Origin of the sequence: Pseudoalteromonas sp. JSTW (genome assembly GCF_013423925.1) — a bacterium.
Lineage (GTDB): Bacteria > Pseudomonadota > Gammaproteobacteria > Enterobacterales > Alteromonadaceae > Pseudoalteromonas > Pseudoalteromonas lipolytica.
In genome coordinates this window covers 2042983-2061067 of sequence record NZ_CP058972.1, presented here as the reverse complement: position 1 = coordinate 2061067, position 18085 = coordinate 2042983, and the positions used below count along the sequence as shown (strand labels likewise).

12 protein-coding genes are annotated in these 18085 nt (G+C 42.4%); 10 read left to right on the top strand and 2 right to left on the bottom strand.

Annotated features, from left to right (window positions below; genetic code table 11):
- Positions 1-99 precede the first annotated feature (99 nt).
- Genes recC through GZH31_RS09400 form a run of 4 tightly spaced genes read left to right on the top strand, consistent with a single transcriptional unit; the run spans position 100 to position 9451 of the window.
- Positions 100-3402 carry an exodeoxyribonuclease V subunit gamma gene (recC, locus tag GZH31_RS09415; RefSeq protein ID WP_074989411.1) on the top strand — a complete coding sequence of 1101 codons (3303 nt, stop codon included), beginning with the start codon at positions 100-102 and terminating at the stop codon, positions 3400-3402.
- On the top strand, positions 3389-6970 hold the full coding sequence (gene recB / locus GZH31_RS09410; RefSeq protein ID WP_180310907.1) for an exodeoxyribonuclease V subunit beta: 3582 nt from the start codon (positions 3389-3391) through the stop codon (positions 6968-6970). Before recC ends, recB begins: the two co-directional genes overlap by 14 nt.
- 5 nt (positions 6971-6975) lie before the next feature.
- Positions 6976-9009, top strand: a complete 2034-nt coding sequence (recD, locus tag GZH31_RS09405; protein ID WP_083633640.1) for an exodeoxyribonuclease V subunit alpha — start codon at positions 6976-6978, stop codon at positions 9007-9009.
- Positions 8996-9451: an N-acetyltransferase gene (locus tag GZH31_RS09400; protein WP_036967814.1), complete on the top strand. Its 456-nt coding sequence runs from the start codon at positions 8996-8998 to the stop codon at positions 9449-9451. The genes recD and GZH31_RS09400 overlap by 14 nt, the downstream gene beginning before the upstream one ends.
- Positions 9452-9504: 53 nt before the next feature.
- Here the strand turns inward: GZH31_RS09400 and GZH31_RS09395 are convergent, their stop codons facing one another.
- Positions 9505-10794 carry an amidohydrolase gene (locus GZH31_RS09395; protein WP_180310906.1) on the bottom strand — a complete coding sequence of 430 codons (1290 nt, stop codon included), beginning with the start codon at positions 10792-10794 and terminating at the stop codon, positions 9505-9507.
- Positions 10795-10848: 54 nt separating this feature from the next.
- Here GZH31_RS09395 and GZH31_RS09390 point away from each other — a divergent pair, with 54 nt between their 5' ends.
- The 6 genes from GZH31_RS09390 to GZH31_RS09365 all read left to right on the top strand — a co-directional run bounded on the left by GZH31_RS09390 (position 10849) and on the right by GZH31_RS09365 (position 16880).
- Complete coding sequence (locus GZH31_RS09390; RefSeq protein ID WP_180310905.1) at positions 10849-11511, top strand: Crp/Fnr family transcriptional regulator; 663 nt, start codon at positions 10849-10851, stop codon at positions 11509-11511.
- A 53-nt stretch (positions 11512-11564) separates the two neighbouring features.
- A complete protein-coding gene (locus tag GZH31_RS09385; protein WP_180310904.1) occupies positions 11565-11969 on the top strand; it encodes a hypothetical protein in 405 nt (134 codons plus the stop codon).
- Positions 11970-12061: 92 nt separating this feature from the next.
- A complete protein-coding gene (locus tag GZH31_RS09380; protein WP_036967827.1) occupies positions 12062-12565 on the top strand; it encodes a DUF962 domain-containing protein in 504 nt (167 codons plus the stop codon).
- A 35-nt stretch (positions 12566-12600) separates the two neighbouring features.
- On the top strand, positions 12601-13389 hold the full coding sequence (locus GZH31_RS09375) for an SDR family oxidoreductase (protein WP_065978510.1): 789 nt from the start codon (positions 12601-12603) through the stop codon (positions 13387-13389).
- A gap of 182 nt (positions 13390-13571) precedes the next feature.
- Positions 13572-14567, top strand: coding sequence for a branched-chain amino acid aminotransferase (locus tag GZH31_RS09370; RefSeq protein ID WP_036967833.1), 996 nt, complete (start codon positions 13572-13574; stop codon positions 14565-14567).
- 159 nt (positions 14568-14726) lie between these two features.
- Complete coding sequence (locus GZH31_RS09365; protein WP_036967836.1) at positions 14727-16880, top strand: prolyl oligopeptidase family protein; 2154 nt, start codon at positions 14727-14729, stop codon at positions 16878-16880.
- A 79-nt stretch (positions 16881-16959) separates the two neighbouring features.
- Here the strand turns inward: GZH31_RS09365 and GZH31_RS09360 are convergent, their stop codons facing one another.
- Positions 16960-18051 (bottom strand): YdiY family protein, encoded by a 1092-nt coding sequence (locus GZH31_RS09360; protein WP_051501754.1) that lies wholly within the window; start codon positions 18049-18051, stop codon positions 16960-16962.
- Positions 18052-18085 lie beyond the last annotated feature (34 nt).

The window sequence follows — 18085 nt, the reverse complement described above, 5'->3', positions numbered from 1 at the left end:
CACCTAAGAGCGTACTTAGGTGACTCTTATACCTATCCCATCTAATTAAAATATCTTACACTGTGTCAATTAGTTAGTTTCAAGCAAGGACAGTGTAAAGTGCTGAATATAATTCAATCAAATCGCATGGAAGCACTGCAAGCGCGGTTTCACGCTCTTCTTAAAGTTAATCCGTTAACGAGTCCATTCAAAAAAGAAATTGTGCTTGTGCAGTCACCCGGTATGTCGCAGTGGCTAAAAATAGGCTTAAGTGAACATTTAGGCATTGCCGCACAGGTTGATTTTCCACTGCCATCTAGTTTTATTTGGCAGCTGTATCAGCAACTATTGCCCGATGTGCCCAGTGAATCTCCCTATAATAAAGCAAACCTTGCGTGGAAGCTGTTTGCTATTCTGCCTGATTGTATTGATGAGCCGTTGTATTTACCTCTAAAAACGTATTTAGATGGCGATACTGATGGCCAAAAGACCTTCGCATTATGTGAAAAAATCGCCGATGTGTATGACCAATACCTAATGTATCGTCCACATTGGATTGCCACGTGGGAGCAGGGCACAGATCAACTTGATGATGTTGATATAGGCATAGCACCTTGGCAGCCTGATCTTTGGCGTAGGCTGGTGGCGCACAGTAAACAACTTGGCCAAAGCCATTATCATCGTGCCAATATGCAAGACCAATTACTCGCTGCGCTTGAAACGATGGATAGCAGCTTATTACCCGAGCGTATTAGCTTATTTGGTATTTCGGCGATTGCCAGTAGTCAGCTTGAAGTGTTCCAAGCCATTGCGAAAAAAACGCAGGTGTTTCTGTTTTTCTTCAACCCAAGCGAGCACTATTGGGGTGACACTTTAGATGAAAAAACGGCTGCTAAAATTGCTGCAAAATATGCCAAACGTCCGCACCTAGATGCGCTTGAAGACCATGCAAAAAATCCCGACCATGAGTACTTTTTTATTGGCAATCCGCTGCTATCGTCGTGGGGGAAATTAGGCCGAGATTACTTTGAGCAATTATTGCAGCTAGACGCGCAGTGGTTAGATGGTTTTGAGAATGAATTTGATGACACTTTATTATCGCAAATTCACGCTGAGATTTATCAATTAGCGTTTAAAGGCGAATCGCTTACACCCGATAAAGAATGGTTTATTAACGATGAAGGTAAACTGCCAATTAAAGCAGGCGATACCAGTATTGTGCTCAGTGACTGTCACACGCCACTGCGTGAAGTAGAGCGGCTTCATGATTACTTATTAAATTTGTTTAACCAAAACCCACACTTAACGCCGAAAGATATTATTGTGATGATGCCCGATGTTGGCACTTACAGCCCGTATATCGAGGCCGTTTTTGGTGGTGCAGAAGGTCGTCGTTTTATTCCTTATGCGTTAGCCGATTTAGCCATTGAACAAGAAAAGCCTGTACTGAGTTCATTTGCAAGTTTGGCCGATTTACCTTACTCACGGTTTGGTGTGTCTGACATTCTTGATTTACTGCAAGTCACACAAATCGCCGAAAAGTTTAACTTAGAGGCTCATGAATACGAACAAATTGGCTTTTGGCTTGAGCGAGTGGGTGTTAAATGGGGTTTAGATGCCGCGCATAAAGACAGTTTTGGTCTTCCTGCTATTGATTTAAATACCTGGCAGCATGGGTTAAACCGGTTACTGCTAGGGGTGGCACAACGTGATGAACACATGCCATTTTCGGGAATTTACAGTGCCGATGAAGTCGAAGGCATGGCGTTAAATACCCTTAATAAATTAATTGAATTTATTGATGTATTGGCTCGTTATAAAGAAAAACTACACGATGATGCACCATTAAACGAAAAAGCCGCGATTTTAAAAGCCCTGCTTGGCGAAATTTACAGTGATGAGGGCGAGCAAAGCTGGGATTTACTGGTACTGCAAAAAGTGCTTGATACGCTCATTAAGCATTACGAAAACGGTGATTACCAAGGGGATGTTTCGCAGCGTATTGTTAGCTATTTAGTGAAGCAAGGTATTCAAGAGAAAGGCGTAGGACAGCGCTTTTTAGTTGGGCAAGTGAACTTTTGTACGCTGATGCCAATGCGTGCCGTGCCCTTTAAAGTGGTGTGTATGCTGGGTCTGAACGATGCTGATTACCCTCGTACCGTGCAGCCCATTGGTTTTGACTTAGTGCCGTATTCAAAACGCCAAAAAGGCGACCGTTCGCGTAAACTAGATGACAGGTATCTGTTTTTAGAAGCCATTTTAAGCGCCCGTGAAAACTTATATATCAGTTATATTGGGCGCTCGTGTTTTGATAACCAACCAAGAATGCCCTCAACACTCGTCAGTGAGCTGTTAGAATACATCGCCCGTAGCTTTAAATTTGACGATGAAAAAGACTGTCACGCAGCACTGCCCGAGGCGCTGATTAATTATCAGCACTTGCAACCGTTTAATCCTGCCTATTATCTTAAGGCTAAGCAGCCTGCGGTAACGCAATTACACAGCTATAACCCGGTGTGGATACCCGCTCAAAGTATTACGCCAGAGCCACAGCAAGACCTGTGTGTATCACCCGAGCAAATTGTTGAGCTAAACCAGTTTATTCGCAGTGTGTGTCAGCCGCACGAAAGCTTTTATCAGCAGAGTTTGGGCTTAAGGTTGCCGCAATTTAATGATATTGCGAAAGATGAAGAGCCATTTAGCCTTGATGCACTGCGTCGCTATTTCTACTTAGATGAAATTTTAGAAGCCAGTATTCTAGAAACACCACTTAATAAAGCGCAAATCATGCAACGCGGTGAGTTGCCCCAAGCGCATGTTGGCGATTTGGTGTTTGAAAGTATGCAGCACCGTGTTGATGCGTTAGCAGGGCAGGTGAAAGCCCATATTCAAGATGATGAGTTGCTGCCAATTGAAGTCAAAATAACTCTTGAAAATACCACCTTAGAGGGCTGGCTTAACCACATTTACGGGCAAAAACAGGTATTTTATCGTACCGCAAGCATTAAAGCCAAAGACGTGATTAAGGGCTTTATTCAGCATTTAGCTGCACAGATCATGGGCCAACATGTTGAAACCTTAATACTTGGTTTAGATAAACAAATTAGTTTTTCAGCGCTTTCACAAGACGATGCACGTGGTTATTTGAACGATTGGTTTATGCTCTATAAAGCATTACTTACACGGCCAGTGGCATTTTTTCCAGTAAGTGGCTACGAGTACATTAAAACAAATAAAGACATGGCAAAAGCGAATAATAAATTTGCCCCGCAATATATCGGGGTGGGTGAAGGAGAAAACCCCTATATTCGCCTAACCATTCGGAATCTAAAAGACTGCGAAGACGAGTTTATTCATTGGAGTGAGCTGCTTTTATCGCCGCTGGTTGAATTAGCGCAGGAGGCTGACCATGCAAACGCTTAATCCTATTAGCATGGAGCTTTGTGGGCAAAGCCTGATTGAAGCCAGTGCCGGTACAGGTAAAACGTACACTATAACGGGGTTGTATTTACGTTATTTATTGGGCTTACAAAAAGCGACGCACGTAGACGGCACTGCGCTTTTAAATACCCCGCTCAGTGTTGAACAAATATTGGTTGTTACTTTCACTGAGGCGGCTACCCAAGAAATAAAAGACCGTGTGCGCGCACGCATAATCAATGCCAGAGATGCACTGCTGGGCAAAAATCCTGAAGATGAATTAATTAGTCAAATTATCAATGAAGTTAATGACAAACACGCGGCGTTTGATTTACTCGACGCTGCGGCCAAATCAATGGACGAAGCGGCTATTTTTACTATTCATGGCTTTTGTCAGCGCATGCTCAAACAGCACGCGTTTGAGTCGGGTGTAGCGTTTAACTTAGAATTTATTTTAGATGAGCGAGAGCTCATTCAAGAAACACTCAATGATTTTTGGCGTGCCTTTGTATACCCACAGTCAAAAGCGCGCACAGAAGCGATTACTGATATTTTCCCGGTGCCAGCGTCGATGTATCCGCACGTGGTCAGTTTGCTCAGCAAACAAGGGGCGATTATTACCCCTGAATACAACCTTGATGAAATATGGCAAGCACGCGATAACTTTGTCGCAAAAGTACCTGCTTTTAAAAAGGCATGCCGTGACAGTGAATTTATCAATGCTGTAAAAGCGTCTGATCTGAGTGGTTCTAAAACGCCAGGCCGCAAAAACAGCCTTGCAGCGCTTGAAGAATATCTAAACAATGACGACACCTTTTTTGTATTTGGCACCAGCAAGTATTCGTTTGAAGTTTGGAGCACAGAGAATTTAAGCGACCCTGCGAATTATAAGAAAAACGGCAGTTTGCTTAGTCACGCAATGACGGCACAGTTTGATGAAATGGCCAAACTGAGTAGCCTTATTAATAACGGCTTGAATATTGCGATAGTGCAATATGCAACAAAATGGGTTGCGAATGCACTTATAAAACGTAAGCAGGAGCAAGGGGTTATCACCCCTGATGATTTGCTAACTAACTTGCATCAGGCACTTTGTAGCGACCAAGGAGACGTGCTAAGCGAAAAAATAGCGGCCTTATTTCCTGTTGCCATGATAGACGAATTCCAAGATACCGACCCAGTGCAATACGGTATTTTTAGCCGCATTTATAACGCCAAAAATACCACACTCGCTATGATAGGCGACCCAAAGCAGGCTATTTATGGTTTTCGTGGTGCAGATATTTTTACCTATATTGGTGCCAAAAAAGCGGTTGTTGCGCAAAAACAATACACATTAGACACTAACTTTCGCTCAAGTGAAGGGGTGGTCGAGAGTGTAAATCGCATTTTTTCTAAAAACGCTAATAGCTTTATTTATAACGATGCGATTCCGTTTCAAGCAGTTCATGCAAAGGGGAAGCCTGAAAACAAAGCGTTTTTAATCAATGGCGAAACCACCAATGCATTTGAGTTTTCAGTGTTTGTTGATGAATACGCTCAGGCTAATAATAAGCCAACCAGCAAAGGGGTTGCCCAGCAGGCGCTTGCCCAGCACTACACACAAAAAATCACACGCTTACTTAAGCAGGCGCATTCAGGTGAAGCCACAATTGCTGGCAAAGCGGTCACCGCTGCCGATATTTGTGTATTAGTGCGAGATAGAAACGAAGCACAACTGATGAAGTCGGCGTTGAGTGAGGCAGCCATTGCCAGCGTGTATTTATCTCGTGATAGCGTGTTTCAGCAAGAGCTTAGTCATCATTTATTAAACTTTTTAACAGCGCTTCATGGTCAGTACGATGAATCATTATTGCGCGGCGTACTGGCAGGCCCCTTGTTTTGCTTAAGCTATAACCGTATTTATGCGTTACATGAAAACGAAAGCGAATGGCAAGAACATTTAAACTTTTTCGCTCAGCTTTCACATATTTGGCATAAGCAAGGTGCGATGGCGATGCTTGAGCGCTTACTGAGCCACAATCAACTCGCTGCACGCTGGCAGGGGCTTGGTTATAACGTGGAACGTTGGCTGACAGATTTTCGCCATTTAGGTGAAATCTTGCAGCAAAAGCAAATTGAACTAGAAGGCACTCACCGATTATTGCGCTGGTTTGCGCAAAAGGTCAGCCAACAAGAGGGTGAAGCGGTGCAAGTTCGTCTTGAAAGCGATGCCAATTTAGTAAAAATCGTCACGATGCATGCTTCAAAGGGTTTGGAATATCCGATAGTGTTTATGCCGTTTGCTTGTGGCTACCGTGAAACCAAAGAAGCGCTTTATCATCATAACGGAAAACTGGTTTACGACCTTGCTAACAGTGATGAGGCCTTACAAAAAGCAGAGCAAGAACGTTTAGCTGAAGACTTGCGTTTATTGTATGTGGCGTTGACCCGTGCTGTACATTTTTGCTCAGTCGGTGTGTATAACATCGCACAAGGGCGCAGTAATCGCCCTGGTATACAAAGTACCAGTATTGGTCATGTACTGTTTGCAGGGGAAGAAATTAAATCGGCTGATGAGTGGCACAGGTTATTAAGCGATTTTTGTGCTCAGTCGGCGCATATGCATTTTGAAGCTTTTACGCAACCCGATGAGGTCACTGTGCTTGACCTAACAAGCACAGATGCTGAGCAGTCATATCAAGTCAACACACTCGAAACCCACATTGAACGAGATTGGCGTTCAACCAGCTTTAGTGCATTAACCTTTAAAAAGCAGACTGATCATATTGAACTGGGGCGCAGTGATGAAGATCACGAAAAAGATGAATTTTTAGCGCAGCAAGCAGTGCAACTAACCCCCTATAGTTTCCCGAAAGGTGCGAAGCCGGGCAGTTGTTTACACGAAATATTTGAGCAATTGGACTTTACGGATCCCTATGCATTGAAACGACCAGACAACGAGCGTGACGACCATGCTCTTGATAAGGTAATAACAAAACTGTTTGCTAAGTATCACATTGATGATAGTTGGGAGGCAATGACCGAAAGCTGGATCAATGCCGCTTTAAAGTGTCCACTAAACGATAAAGGGCTTTGTTTATCGGCGCTTTCGCCTGAAGTGTGTTTAGTCGAAATGGAGTTTAATTTACCGTTATTATCGCTTTCAAGTGATAAGTTAAATCAAATTTTGGTAAAGCATTTTGGTTTACCGGGCAAACTCGACTTTACTGATGTGCAAGGTTTACTAAAAGGCTTCATCGATTTAATTTTTTGTTGGCAGGATAAGTATTACATTCTTGATTATAAGTCGAACTTTTTAGGCAACAGCGCAGCTGATTATCAACATGATCAGCTTGAGCAAGCGATGAGCAGTCACCAATATCATTTACAGTATTTGATTTACACTGTTGCACTGCATCGCTTATTACAACAACGTGTTAAAAATTACGACATAGAGACCCATTTAGGCGGCGTGTATTACACCTTTTTACGGGGCATGAGTGATGGCCAAGGGGTGTACTTTAATCAGCTTACAAAGCAGCAAGTAATTGAGCTGGATAGTTTATTTGCACGAGGAGCAATGTTATGAGTCAGATGACATTTGGCTTTGATGAACGTGAACCAGAGCAACCTCGCAAACACAAAGAACCGTTAAAGGAGCCTGTACAGGCATTAGAGGGGACTGAGGTTGAAATGAAAACACAGCCCTTACTGGACTTTTTGTTAGAGACGAAACGTATTCGCTTAGTGGATGTAAAACTTGCTGAGCTTTTAATAGGCACTGATACCTCCCAGAAAAATGAGGTGTTCTACCTTATTTTGTTGCTTGCCGTCGCTCAGCAAAGCCAGCATAGTTGCTTAGATTTAAACGCTATTAATTGGCAAAATCCGTTTGCAATTAGAGAACAGGCAGTATCGGAGGCAAGCATTGCTGCACCTGATATTATTTCGCCGTTTTCAGAAAACTATGACGCGCAGCAAGCTGAAACACAGCTCATGGCTGCAGCTTGTGTGGGTGATGACAAGCCACTGCTGCTGTTTGCTAATAAGTTATATTTTGCGCGATTAGCTCAGTATGAAACTGTGTTAGCGTCACGTTTGAGTCATTTGGCAGCAAAACCACTAAACATCGATGAAACGGCGTTAACTGCGCTTTTGACAGAGTATTTCCCTGATGAAGCTCACCGTGAAGACCCCGCAGATCCTATTAAAACGTTAAATTGGCAAAAAGTAGCGTGTGCCATAGCCGCCACCAAAGGCTTTAGTGTGATTACCGGAGGGCCAGGCACCGGTAAAACCACAACTGTCACCAAATTATTAGCTATTATGCAGTCGTTGTATGCCAGTGCACCGTTGACAATTAAGTTGGTTGCACCCACGGGTAAGGCCGCGGCTCGTTTAAGTGAGTCAATTTTGGGAGCGAAGCAAAAACTCAGTATGATCCCAAAAGACATCGCACCGCTTATTCCTGAAACGGCACAAACGATTCACCGCTTACTTGGCGTGATTCCGCACACGAATAAATTTCGCCATAACAAACGTAATCCACTGCATTTAGATGTGTTGATCATTGATGAAGCCTCCATGGTTGATTTATCGTTAATGGCAAAATTAATTGAGGCGCTGCCAAGTCATGCTCGGTTAATTCTGCTGGGAGATAAAGACCAATTAGCCTCGGTCGATACTGGCAGTATTCTCAGCGATTTATGCCAAGGATTAACACTTGAAAAAATGCCCGCCTACAGCCAAGCGCGGGCAGAGCAACTCAATCGGGTGTGTTTTAATAATCGCGCCGTGCTTTCACACAGTGAAGACAGTTACTTGTTAAGCGACTGTATTGCGTTTTTACAGCAAAGCTACCGTTTTGACGGCAAAAGCGGCATAGGTCAATTAGCGCAAGCTGTTAATACCAATAGCCAAGGGTTACTTGGGTATGTTGAGCAAACGGTGAACGAGGGCGGCTTTAGCGACCTTAAACTTAATTACAATGTGATTAACAAACCGATTGAGCATTTTGTTCAGTTAGCAGCCCAGCATTATCAGGCGTATTTAACACTGATACGCGAAGGTGCTGGGGTGGCTAAAGTGCACAATGCTTTTTCTGACTATCAATTACTGGCAGCGGTGAAAGAGGGCGATTATGGCGTAAACAGCCTTAATCTTCGAATTGAAAAAGCACTTTCACAACAAGGGCTTATTTCACCGTATCAGCGCCATTACCTGGGTATGCCCATTATGATCAGCCAAAATGATTATCAGTTAAAACTGTTCAATGGTGATATTGGTATTTTAATGCACGATGAGCAAGGTCAACTAAAAGCAATGTTTATTGATGAGCAAGAAAACATTCGTGCTTTTTCGCCAGCTCGTTTACCCGCTCACGATAAAGTGTATGCCATGACTATTCATAAATCGCAGGGCTCTGAGTTTGCGTATACAGCGATGATTTTACCGCCAATAAATCAAGCAAACCAAGGGATCAACAGACAGCTTGTGTACACGGGGATCACTCGTGCAAAAAACACCTTTGAGCTGGTGGCAGATAAAAACGTGTTACTAATGGCAATGAATAAATCAGTTACCCGAGCATCGGGTTTATTCGATAGGTTAAAACATGCAGCTAGTTAGCGTGACTGATGAGCATTTAACTAAGCTAATGGGTTGGTTTAACACAGAGGCGGAGCTGCGTATTTGGTCTGGGCCATTTTTTAACTTCCCATTTGATGCACACAGCTTTAAACAAGATTTAAATCTTGATGAACTGAACTCATACGCGCTGGTAAATAATGAGGGCCAGATGTTGGCTTTTGGCCAATATTACTTACGTGAAGGATGCTGTCATTTAGGACGTTTGGTCGTGGCTTTGAATATGCGGGGGCAAGGGCTTGCAAAAATACTGATTAATTTATTAAGCGAGCAGGGCAAACAGCAATTGCACTGTAATACAGTGTCGTTGTTCGTATATACCCACAATACCTTGGCCATTGCAGCTTATAAAAAATTAGGTTTTCAAGAATCCAAGTACCCAGCCCTAATGCCTTTGGCAGATTGTATCTACATGGTTAAATAAAAAGAGCCGATTAGTTCGGCTCTTTTCACAAGATTATTATTTAATGTAATCAACTATTTAAGGTAATCAACCACTAATTGCGTCATGGCGTTGACACCCAGTTGTAATGCTTTCTCGTCTGCAAAAAAGTGTGGTGAATGGTTACTCGGCGCTGTTACGGCATCTTGACCTTTTGGCGTAACTCCTAAAAAGAAGAACATTCCTGGTGTTTCTAAGGCATAGTAACTAAAGTCTTCTGCCCCTGTTATTAATGGCGTTGTGATCAGGTTTTCTTTGCCAACCACACCTGCAAGTGTTGGTGTCATTTTCTTGGTTAATTCAACATCGTTCACGGTGACTGGGTAACCGTGATCAATGTGAACATGCGCTTCTGCGCCACCTGATTCAGCCACCATTTCGGCGGTTTTAGCTAAGCGTTTTTTAATATCAGCACGCATGTCTTGATCAAAAGTACGAATTGTACCGACCATTTCAACTTGATCAGGGATTATATTATTACGTACACCCCCATTAATGGCACCAAAGGAGACAACAGAAGGGGCTTTCGTTACATCAACTTGGCGTGATGCAATGGTTTGCGTTGCCATAATAATTTGTGATGACGCGACAATGGGGTCAACCCCATTCCAAGGACGCGAGCCATGAGTTTGGCGACCTTTTACAGTAATCGTAAACTTATCGGCGCTGGCCATTAGCGGCCCTTCACGAAAACCAATTTGCCCTGTGTTTAGTGAGCTGGTGACATGTAAACCAAAGATGGCTTCGGGTTTTTCTTTAAATAAGCCTTCTTTTAGCATTAGTTCAGCACCCCCTTCTTCGCCATCGGGTGCACCTTCTTCTGCAGGTTGGAATACAAATAGAATATCGCCAGCGAGATTATCTTTAATTTTTACCAAAGACTCAGCAGCAGCCATTAAGATTGCAACATGATTATCGTGGCCACAGGCATGCATAACACCCACGGTATTACCTTTATATTCAGTTGTTTGTGTTGATGCAAAAGGTAAATCAACTTGCTCTTTAACTGGCAGGGCATCCATATCTGCACGAAGCGCGATAAGTGGCCCTTTTTTGCCGCCTTTTAATTTGGCCACCACACCGGTGTGAGCTACGCCTGTTTGCACTTCTAGTCCTAATGAGCGAAGGTGTTTAGCAACATACTTTGCCGTTTCAAATTCACGATTGCTCAGTTCTGGATATTGATGCAGATGGCGGCGCCATTTTATGACCTTTTCACTGACACTTTTGTTGGCTGATTTAAGTTCTGCCTCTATATCACTGGCAAATGCAGGAGCAGACATAGCACTGAGCAGTAAGCTGGTCGAAAGTAGTTTGTTAAACATCCTGTATCCTCTTATTATAAGTAATTGCACTCATAACAATGTAAGTATAAATAATTGAATGAACAAGACCTTTCGATAATTAACCACGATAAATGGTTTAAAAATCGCAGCCAAGAGTTTAAGCAACACTTACTTAAAAACGCTAAATTAATCACGTGTAATGCAGGTGATGCCTTATTTTTGCGCGGTGATGAAAATACGGGTTTGTATTGTGTAATAAGTGGGGTGTTACGTGTATCGGGCGTAAACAAACAAGGTAAAGAAGCGGTGCTTAGTTTTGTAACAAGTGCCATGTGGTTTGGTGAAGTGGCGCTTTTTGATGGCGGCAAACGCACCCACGATGTGTATGCCCATACTTCAGTGCGCCTTATACATGTGTCTGAACGAGCACTCACTCAATTGCTGAACGAACACCCGATATACTGGCATGACTTTGGGGTGTTATTAACCGAGAAAGTGAGAAGTTTGTTTGATTCTTTAGAAGATCATGCGTTACTTACGGCAAAGCAAAAAGTCAGTAAGCGACTGTATATGTTGTGCCACTTATCGGGGCAAACTAGGTTGCCACTTTCTCAGCAACAACTTGCCGATATGACTTATTTAACACGGCAAACAGTGAATCAAATATTACAATCATTGCAAACAGAGTCAGTTATTAGTCTTAAGTATCAGATAGTTGAAATAGAAAATTTAGATAAACTCTTAGCTCAATGTTAGCTTGGAACTAAAATTGCTACATCTTTTCAGACAAGTTTAAAGGACGATTACGTGTGGCTATTACTTTTCATAACCAATATAAAGCTTATCATTACTCAGGCACTAATAAACTTGAGCGAGCACTGGATGTATCAGAATCAAAATTGATGCCTCAAACGTCTTCTGATGCACAAAGTCTATTAAGAAAACAACCCGAACCAAGTTCATTTTTAGAGACAGCAAACGAAGCTCTTGTTTATCAGCGCTTAGGGGTAGATAAAGAGAAAATCGATGAAATCAAAGCGCAAATAGAAAAGCTTGCTGAACAAATGCAACAACAAGGTGCAGATACCAAAGCACTGCAAGAAAAAATGAATAAGTTGCAAGGCATGCTTGATGAAGAATATCAAAAAGGACGCGAGCGCATGGATATGCAGCCAGAAGCCGAAAAAGGCAAGGTCATCGATGCGCTAATTTAATGCAGTTACTTTAAAATGTCGGCTAGTTGACATTCTTAGTGGTAAATTTTCTGCTAATCTGAGTTTTGAACACAGTTTTGGCAGGAATAATAATGAAAACTCTCAAACAACAGCTGAGCAATTACGCCCTTTATCACCGTTCAAAACGCAATATCTATACACATTTTATTGGTATTCCCTTGATTGTGTTTGCCATTATTTGTTTATTGCAACGCGCAACAATCATGCTTGAACCCGTTACGTTAACAGTGGCAAGTATTGTTATTGCGATTACGTGCCTGTATTACTTAATGCTCAGTATTTCTATGGGGCTAATTATGGCTGTGTGCTTTGCTTTATTGAGCATTATTGCACAGCCTGTCGTTGTGCTTTCAACATCAATGTGGCTGGCTGTGAGTGTGGGCTGCTTTGTGGTGGGTTGGCTATTTCAATTTATGGGTCATTACTATGAAGGTAAAAAACCCGCCTTTGTTGATGACATTATTGGCCTCGTTATTGGACCCTTATTTGTTGTCGTAGAAGCCTTAATCATACTTGGTTTTTATAAAGATGTTGCTGATTACATTGAGCAACATGCAGGTCCTCATAAAGCGTGATAACAGCAATAATAACAATAAGAAAAGGAACACACATGAATTTAAAAGATAAAATAGTTTGGGTTACGGGGGCATCATCAGGTATTGGTGAAGCACTGTGTGAACAATTGGCTGCAAAAGGGGCAATCTTGGTTTTATCTGCCCGTAATGAAGATAAATTAAAAGCGCTAAATACACGTTTAGGCGGAATGCATCATGTTGTGCCACTCGATTTAGCAGAGCCTGAGGCGCTGCTTAAAGAGATGCCTGCGGTTGTTGAACGTATTAAGCGTATTGATGTGCTAATTAATAACGGCGGGGTGTCGCAGCGCAGTTTGTTTTTAGAAAACGATTTCAGTGTGTATCGCCAGTTAATGGAGGTGAACTACTTTGGCCTTATTGCATTAACGAAAGTGGTCGTGCCGCAGATGGTTAAACAAGGTATGGGCATGGTTGTATCTATAAGCAGTGTGGCGGGTAAAGTTGGCTCTAAATTCAGAACCGGTTACTCGGGCTCAAAATATGCGGTTGTGGGGTTTATGGATTGTTTGCGTGCTGAACTGGCAGATAAAAATGTCAATTGTTTAACAATCTGTCCCGGATCAATCAAAACAGCCATTGCGCATAATTCGTTGGATGGGCAAGGTAAACCACAAAATAAACCCGAAGAATCGATTGAAAATGGGATGGATGTTGGCAGAGCTGCTGCGAAAATGATCAAAGCCATAGAAGCGGAAAAGGATGAGGTTGTCGTTGGTGAAGGGATCAGCGGTTTAGCGCCGACAATTAAACGCTTTTTCCCTCGCTTTTTTAATCGACTAACGGCACGAATGAATTACCGGTAAAAGCAAAAACGTGACCGTGAATGATTATTAATAAAAAACACGCAATTAAATTGCGTGTTTTTTATACTGCGAGGTGAAATTATTTGCACTTTAATCGATAAAAGGCATGCGTTAGCTATGGTTAAACGGGGAGGTATTAGCATACAATGGAGAAAAAGTAGTCCAAACAAGAGAGAACAACAATGGCCGCATTTGGTACTGTATTTATGCCACACATGATCCAAGCACGCTTTGCAGACAACACATGGAGTGAAAGCGCGCTGGTCCCATCTGATAAAATCGAATTACACGCAGGTGCTCACGTATTACATTATTCAAGCACGTGTTTTGAAGGATTAAAAGCATTTCGTCACGAAGATGGCTCGGTCTATATCTTTCGTATGGACGCAAATATTGCCCGAATGAAGCAAAGCTCAAAGCTATTAAACTTGCCTGATTTTGATGAAAGTATGCTTGAGCAAATGATCAAAGACATTGTTAAAGAGTACGCAGACGAAACGCCAGCCCCTCCGGGTTCAATGTATATTCGCCCAACTCATATTGGTACAGAAGCGGCAATTGGTAAAGCGGCTGCGCCTTCAATGAGTTCATTACTGTATGTGCTTCTTTCGCCTGTAGGTGATTATTTTGCAGGGGGTGCAACAGCACTTCGTGTATTACTTGAAGAAGACGGCATGCGCTGTGCGCCTCATATGGGTATGGTAAAAAGTGGTGGTAACTACGCCAGTGCATTAGGGCCTATTTTACAAGCACGCTCTGAGCATCAGGCTGACCAAATATTGTTCTGCCCAGGTGGTGACGTACAAGAAACGGGTGCTGCCAACTTCATTCTTATTGATGGTGATGAAATTATCACCAAGGCACTTGATAGCACTTTCTTACACGGTGTTACGCGTAATAGTATTTTAACTATTGCCAGAGATTTAGGTATGACGGTGTCTGAACGCAACTTTACCGTAAGTGAATTACTAGAGCGTGCCGCTAAGCCAGGTACTGAAGCTGCGCTTTCAGGCACTGCTGCAGTGCTGACGTCTGTTGGTACACTTATTCATAACGACCAAGAGTTTAAAGTAGGCTCGGGCGAGCCGGGTGAGAAAGTGGCGAAGTTACGCCAAGCATTGAATAATATTCAATGGGGTAAATCACCGGACAACCACGGTTGGTTGACTAAAGTATAGGCACCCTTTTTATTGCAGAGCCACGCACTTGCGTGGCTTTTTTATTGGTATTTTACATTGGTTTACAGCCTAGGCTGTGTTTAACCGCAAATTGCTAGACTTTCTATTTCATTAACTCTATTTTCTGTTTGTTAACAATAACTAAAAAGTATGAAGATTATGATTAAGAAGACGCTTGCATGTGCAATTCTAATTGCACTGGCTGGTTGCAGTGAATCAACCACAACGAAGACAGAACAAACAGTAAAAACCGCAGAGGTAAAAGCTGCCGTGAATTATCCTGAAACTAAAAAAGGCAATGTTGTTGACGAGTATTTCGGTGAAAAGGTTGCCGATCCTTACCGTTGGCTTGAAGACGACATGAGCGAAGAGACGGCGCAATGGGTTAAAGCCGAAAATGAGGTGACATTTTCTTACCTAAAGAATATTCCTTATCGAGATGAATTAAAAACGACTCTCGAAAAGCTAATGAACTATGAAAAAGTCACTGCGCCGTTCACTGAGGGCGAGTACACCTATTTCTACAAAAATGATGGCCTACAAAACCAATACGTTGTTTACCGTAAAAAAGGTGACTCAGAGGCTGAAGTTTTCCTTGACCCTAATACATTCAGTGCTGATGGCACAACCTCTATGTCGGGATTAACGTTTACCGAAGATGGCACGCTAGCTGCGTACCAGATTTCAGAGGGTGGAAGCGACTGGCGTAAAATTATTATTATTGATACTGCCACTAAGCAGCCTATTGAAGAGGCGTTAGTTGATGTGAAATTTAGTGGTATTTCGTGGTTAGGAAATGAAGGTTTTTATTATTCAAGCTACGATAAGCCAAAAGGGAGTGAGCTGTCGGCTAAAACTGATCAACATAAAGTGTATTATCATAAGCTTGGCACTTCTCAAGCGGATGATCAGTTAGTTTATGGTGGCACAGAAGAACAAAAACATCGTTATATTGGGGCTGCTGTTACCCGTGATAATCGCTACTTGATCATCTCGGCAAGTACCTCAACATCTGGTAATAAACTGTTTATTAAAGACTTATCTAATCCAGATAGCGAATTGGTGACAATTTTAGACAACACAGATTCTGATACATCCATTATTGATAATGATGGCAGTAAATTGTATTTGGTAACAAACTTAAATGCACCGAATAAACGTGTTGTGACAGTTGATGCGAATAATCCAAGCCCAGAAAACTGGCAAGATCTTATTCCCGAAACAGACAATGTATTGAGCCTGACTAAAGGGGGAAATTACTTCTTCGCTAAGTATATGGTCGATGCTATCTCGCAAGTTAAGCAGTACGATAAATCAGGTAAGTTAGTTCGCGAAATCAGTTTACCAGGTGTAGGCACAGCCTATGGTTTTAGTGGCAAGCATGACGCTGACACGCTGTATTATTCTTTCACGAATTACACGACGCCGGGTAACACTTACTCATTTGATATTGAGTCAGGGCAATCGGATGTTTATCGCAAGTCGGGTGCTAAATTTAACAGCGACGAGTACGTGTCTGAACAAGTGTTTTACACATCGAAAGACGGCACGAAAGTACCGATGATTATTTCGTATAAGAAAGGCACTGAACTTAACGGTAAAAATCCAACGATTTTATATGGCTATGGTGGCTTTAATGTAAGTTTAACACCAAGCTACAGCCCAACAGTTGCAGCGTGGCTTGAGCACGGTGGTGTGTATGCAGTTGCTAATATTCGTGGCGGTGGTGAATATGGTAAACAGTGGCACATTAATGGTACACAGCTTAAAAAACAAAATGTATTTGATGATTTTATTGCGGCTGCAGAATATCTAAACGATAAAAAATACAGCTCGCCAGACTATTTAGCTGTGCGTGGTGGTTCAAACGGTGGCTTATTAGTTGGTGCGGTTATGACCCAGCGCCCAGAGCTATTCAAAGTAGCATTACCGGCTGTTGGTGTACTGGATATGCTGCGCTATCACACATTTACAGCGGGTGCAGGCTGGGCGTATGACTACGGTACTAGTGAACAAAGTAAAGAGATGTTTGACTACTTGAAAGGGTATTCACCTGTTCATAACGTAAAAGAGGGGGTAACGTACCCTGCAACGCTTGTGACGACAGGCGATCACGATGACCGTGTTGTACCTGCTCATTCATTTAAATTTGCCGCTGAGTTACAAGCAAAAGGTGCAAAACAGAACCCTTACCTGATCCGTATTGAAACTAACGCGGGTCATGGCGCGGGTACACCAACCAGTAAGATTATTGATCAGTACGCTGATATCTATGGTTTCACGCTTTATAATATGGGTGTTAAATCACTTTAATTTAATGAGTGGTAACAAAAACGCCGAGCAAAATTGTTCGGCGTTTTTTGTTTTAAACGATCGTTTTTAAACGCGTATTTTATAAATCGATTCCCAAAGCAAAAATCATTTTATAGTCTTCCTTTTCAGGCACCACGGCATTCTCGTCGGCAATCGGGTCTGCTAAGTAATCCCAAACCAGAGAGATATCAAAATCAATGTCGTCAGTAATATCAATCTCGAAACTTGCCATAGCGTATTGAGAATCTCCTCCTGTATCACTTTTGGCCGTGAGGTAGCGATAATTGAAGGTAAAGTCGATTTTTTTAGTAAGTTCATGCTCAAAATTAGTGCCAATAAAGTAAGACATTGACGCATTACTTTTGTCTTCACCGGTGGTGACAGTATCAAATTCAGTTTTTTGATACGCAGGGCCAGTTGAAAAATCCCACTCAGTTTTGTCGGTATCCATCACGTAATAACCGACACCTGCGCCTACAGTGTATTTATTAGCAATGTTTTGAAAAGGGTCACGGTAATATTCAAAAAAGATAGGACGGAAATACATTTTTTGAGTGTAAAACCAGTCGAACGTGCCATTGGCTCTAATGTTGTTTTTAGTTACTTGTTCATCGCTGGTGGTACGGTAGCCTAAAAACTCGGCTAAAAAGCGACTCGATGCCGTACGACGTTTAATATCGGCTCTGGCAGAGTATTCTGTTTGGTCTGTATTACCTCGCGATAAATCAGCACCCAAGGAAATTTTTACTGTCCACGCGCTGAGCTCACTGTCGATTGAAGGGGCAATCGACACTAAATCACGATAGCGATACTTTGCCGGTAAGTCACCGACCTTTACATAACCGCCTGATATATTAAGTGTGCCACTGAGTTCTGTGCCGTCGTTAAAGCGTACTGTGTGATGGCGGTCAGAGACAATCATATAGATATCTTCACGGTCAATTACGAGGGTGTCGAGTACATCACTGTCAAATTCAAGCTCTTTATCGTACATTGCGATAAGTTCACCTTTGAGCCATTCACCTGAGTTGAGCCTTACCCAGTCAAATTGACTGGCATCTTTAATGATGACACCACGCTCTTCTAACAGTGGATCAGGCAGGGATTCATTTGCGAAGCAAGTTAAAGGAGAGAGTAAAAGCGTGCTAATAAGCAGGTATTTTTTGAGCATTATTCCAATCCATGTTTAATAAAATGCGAAAGAA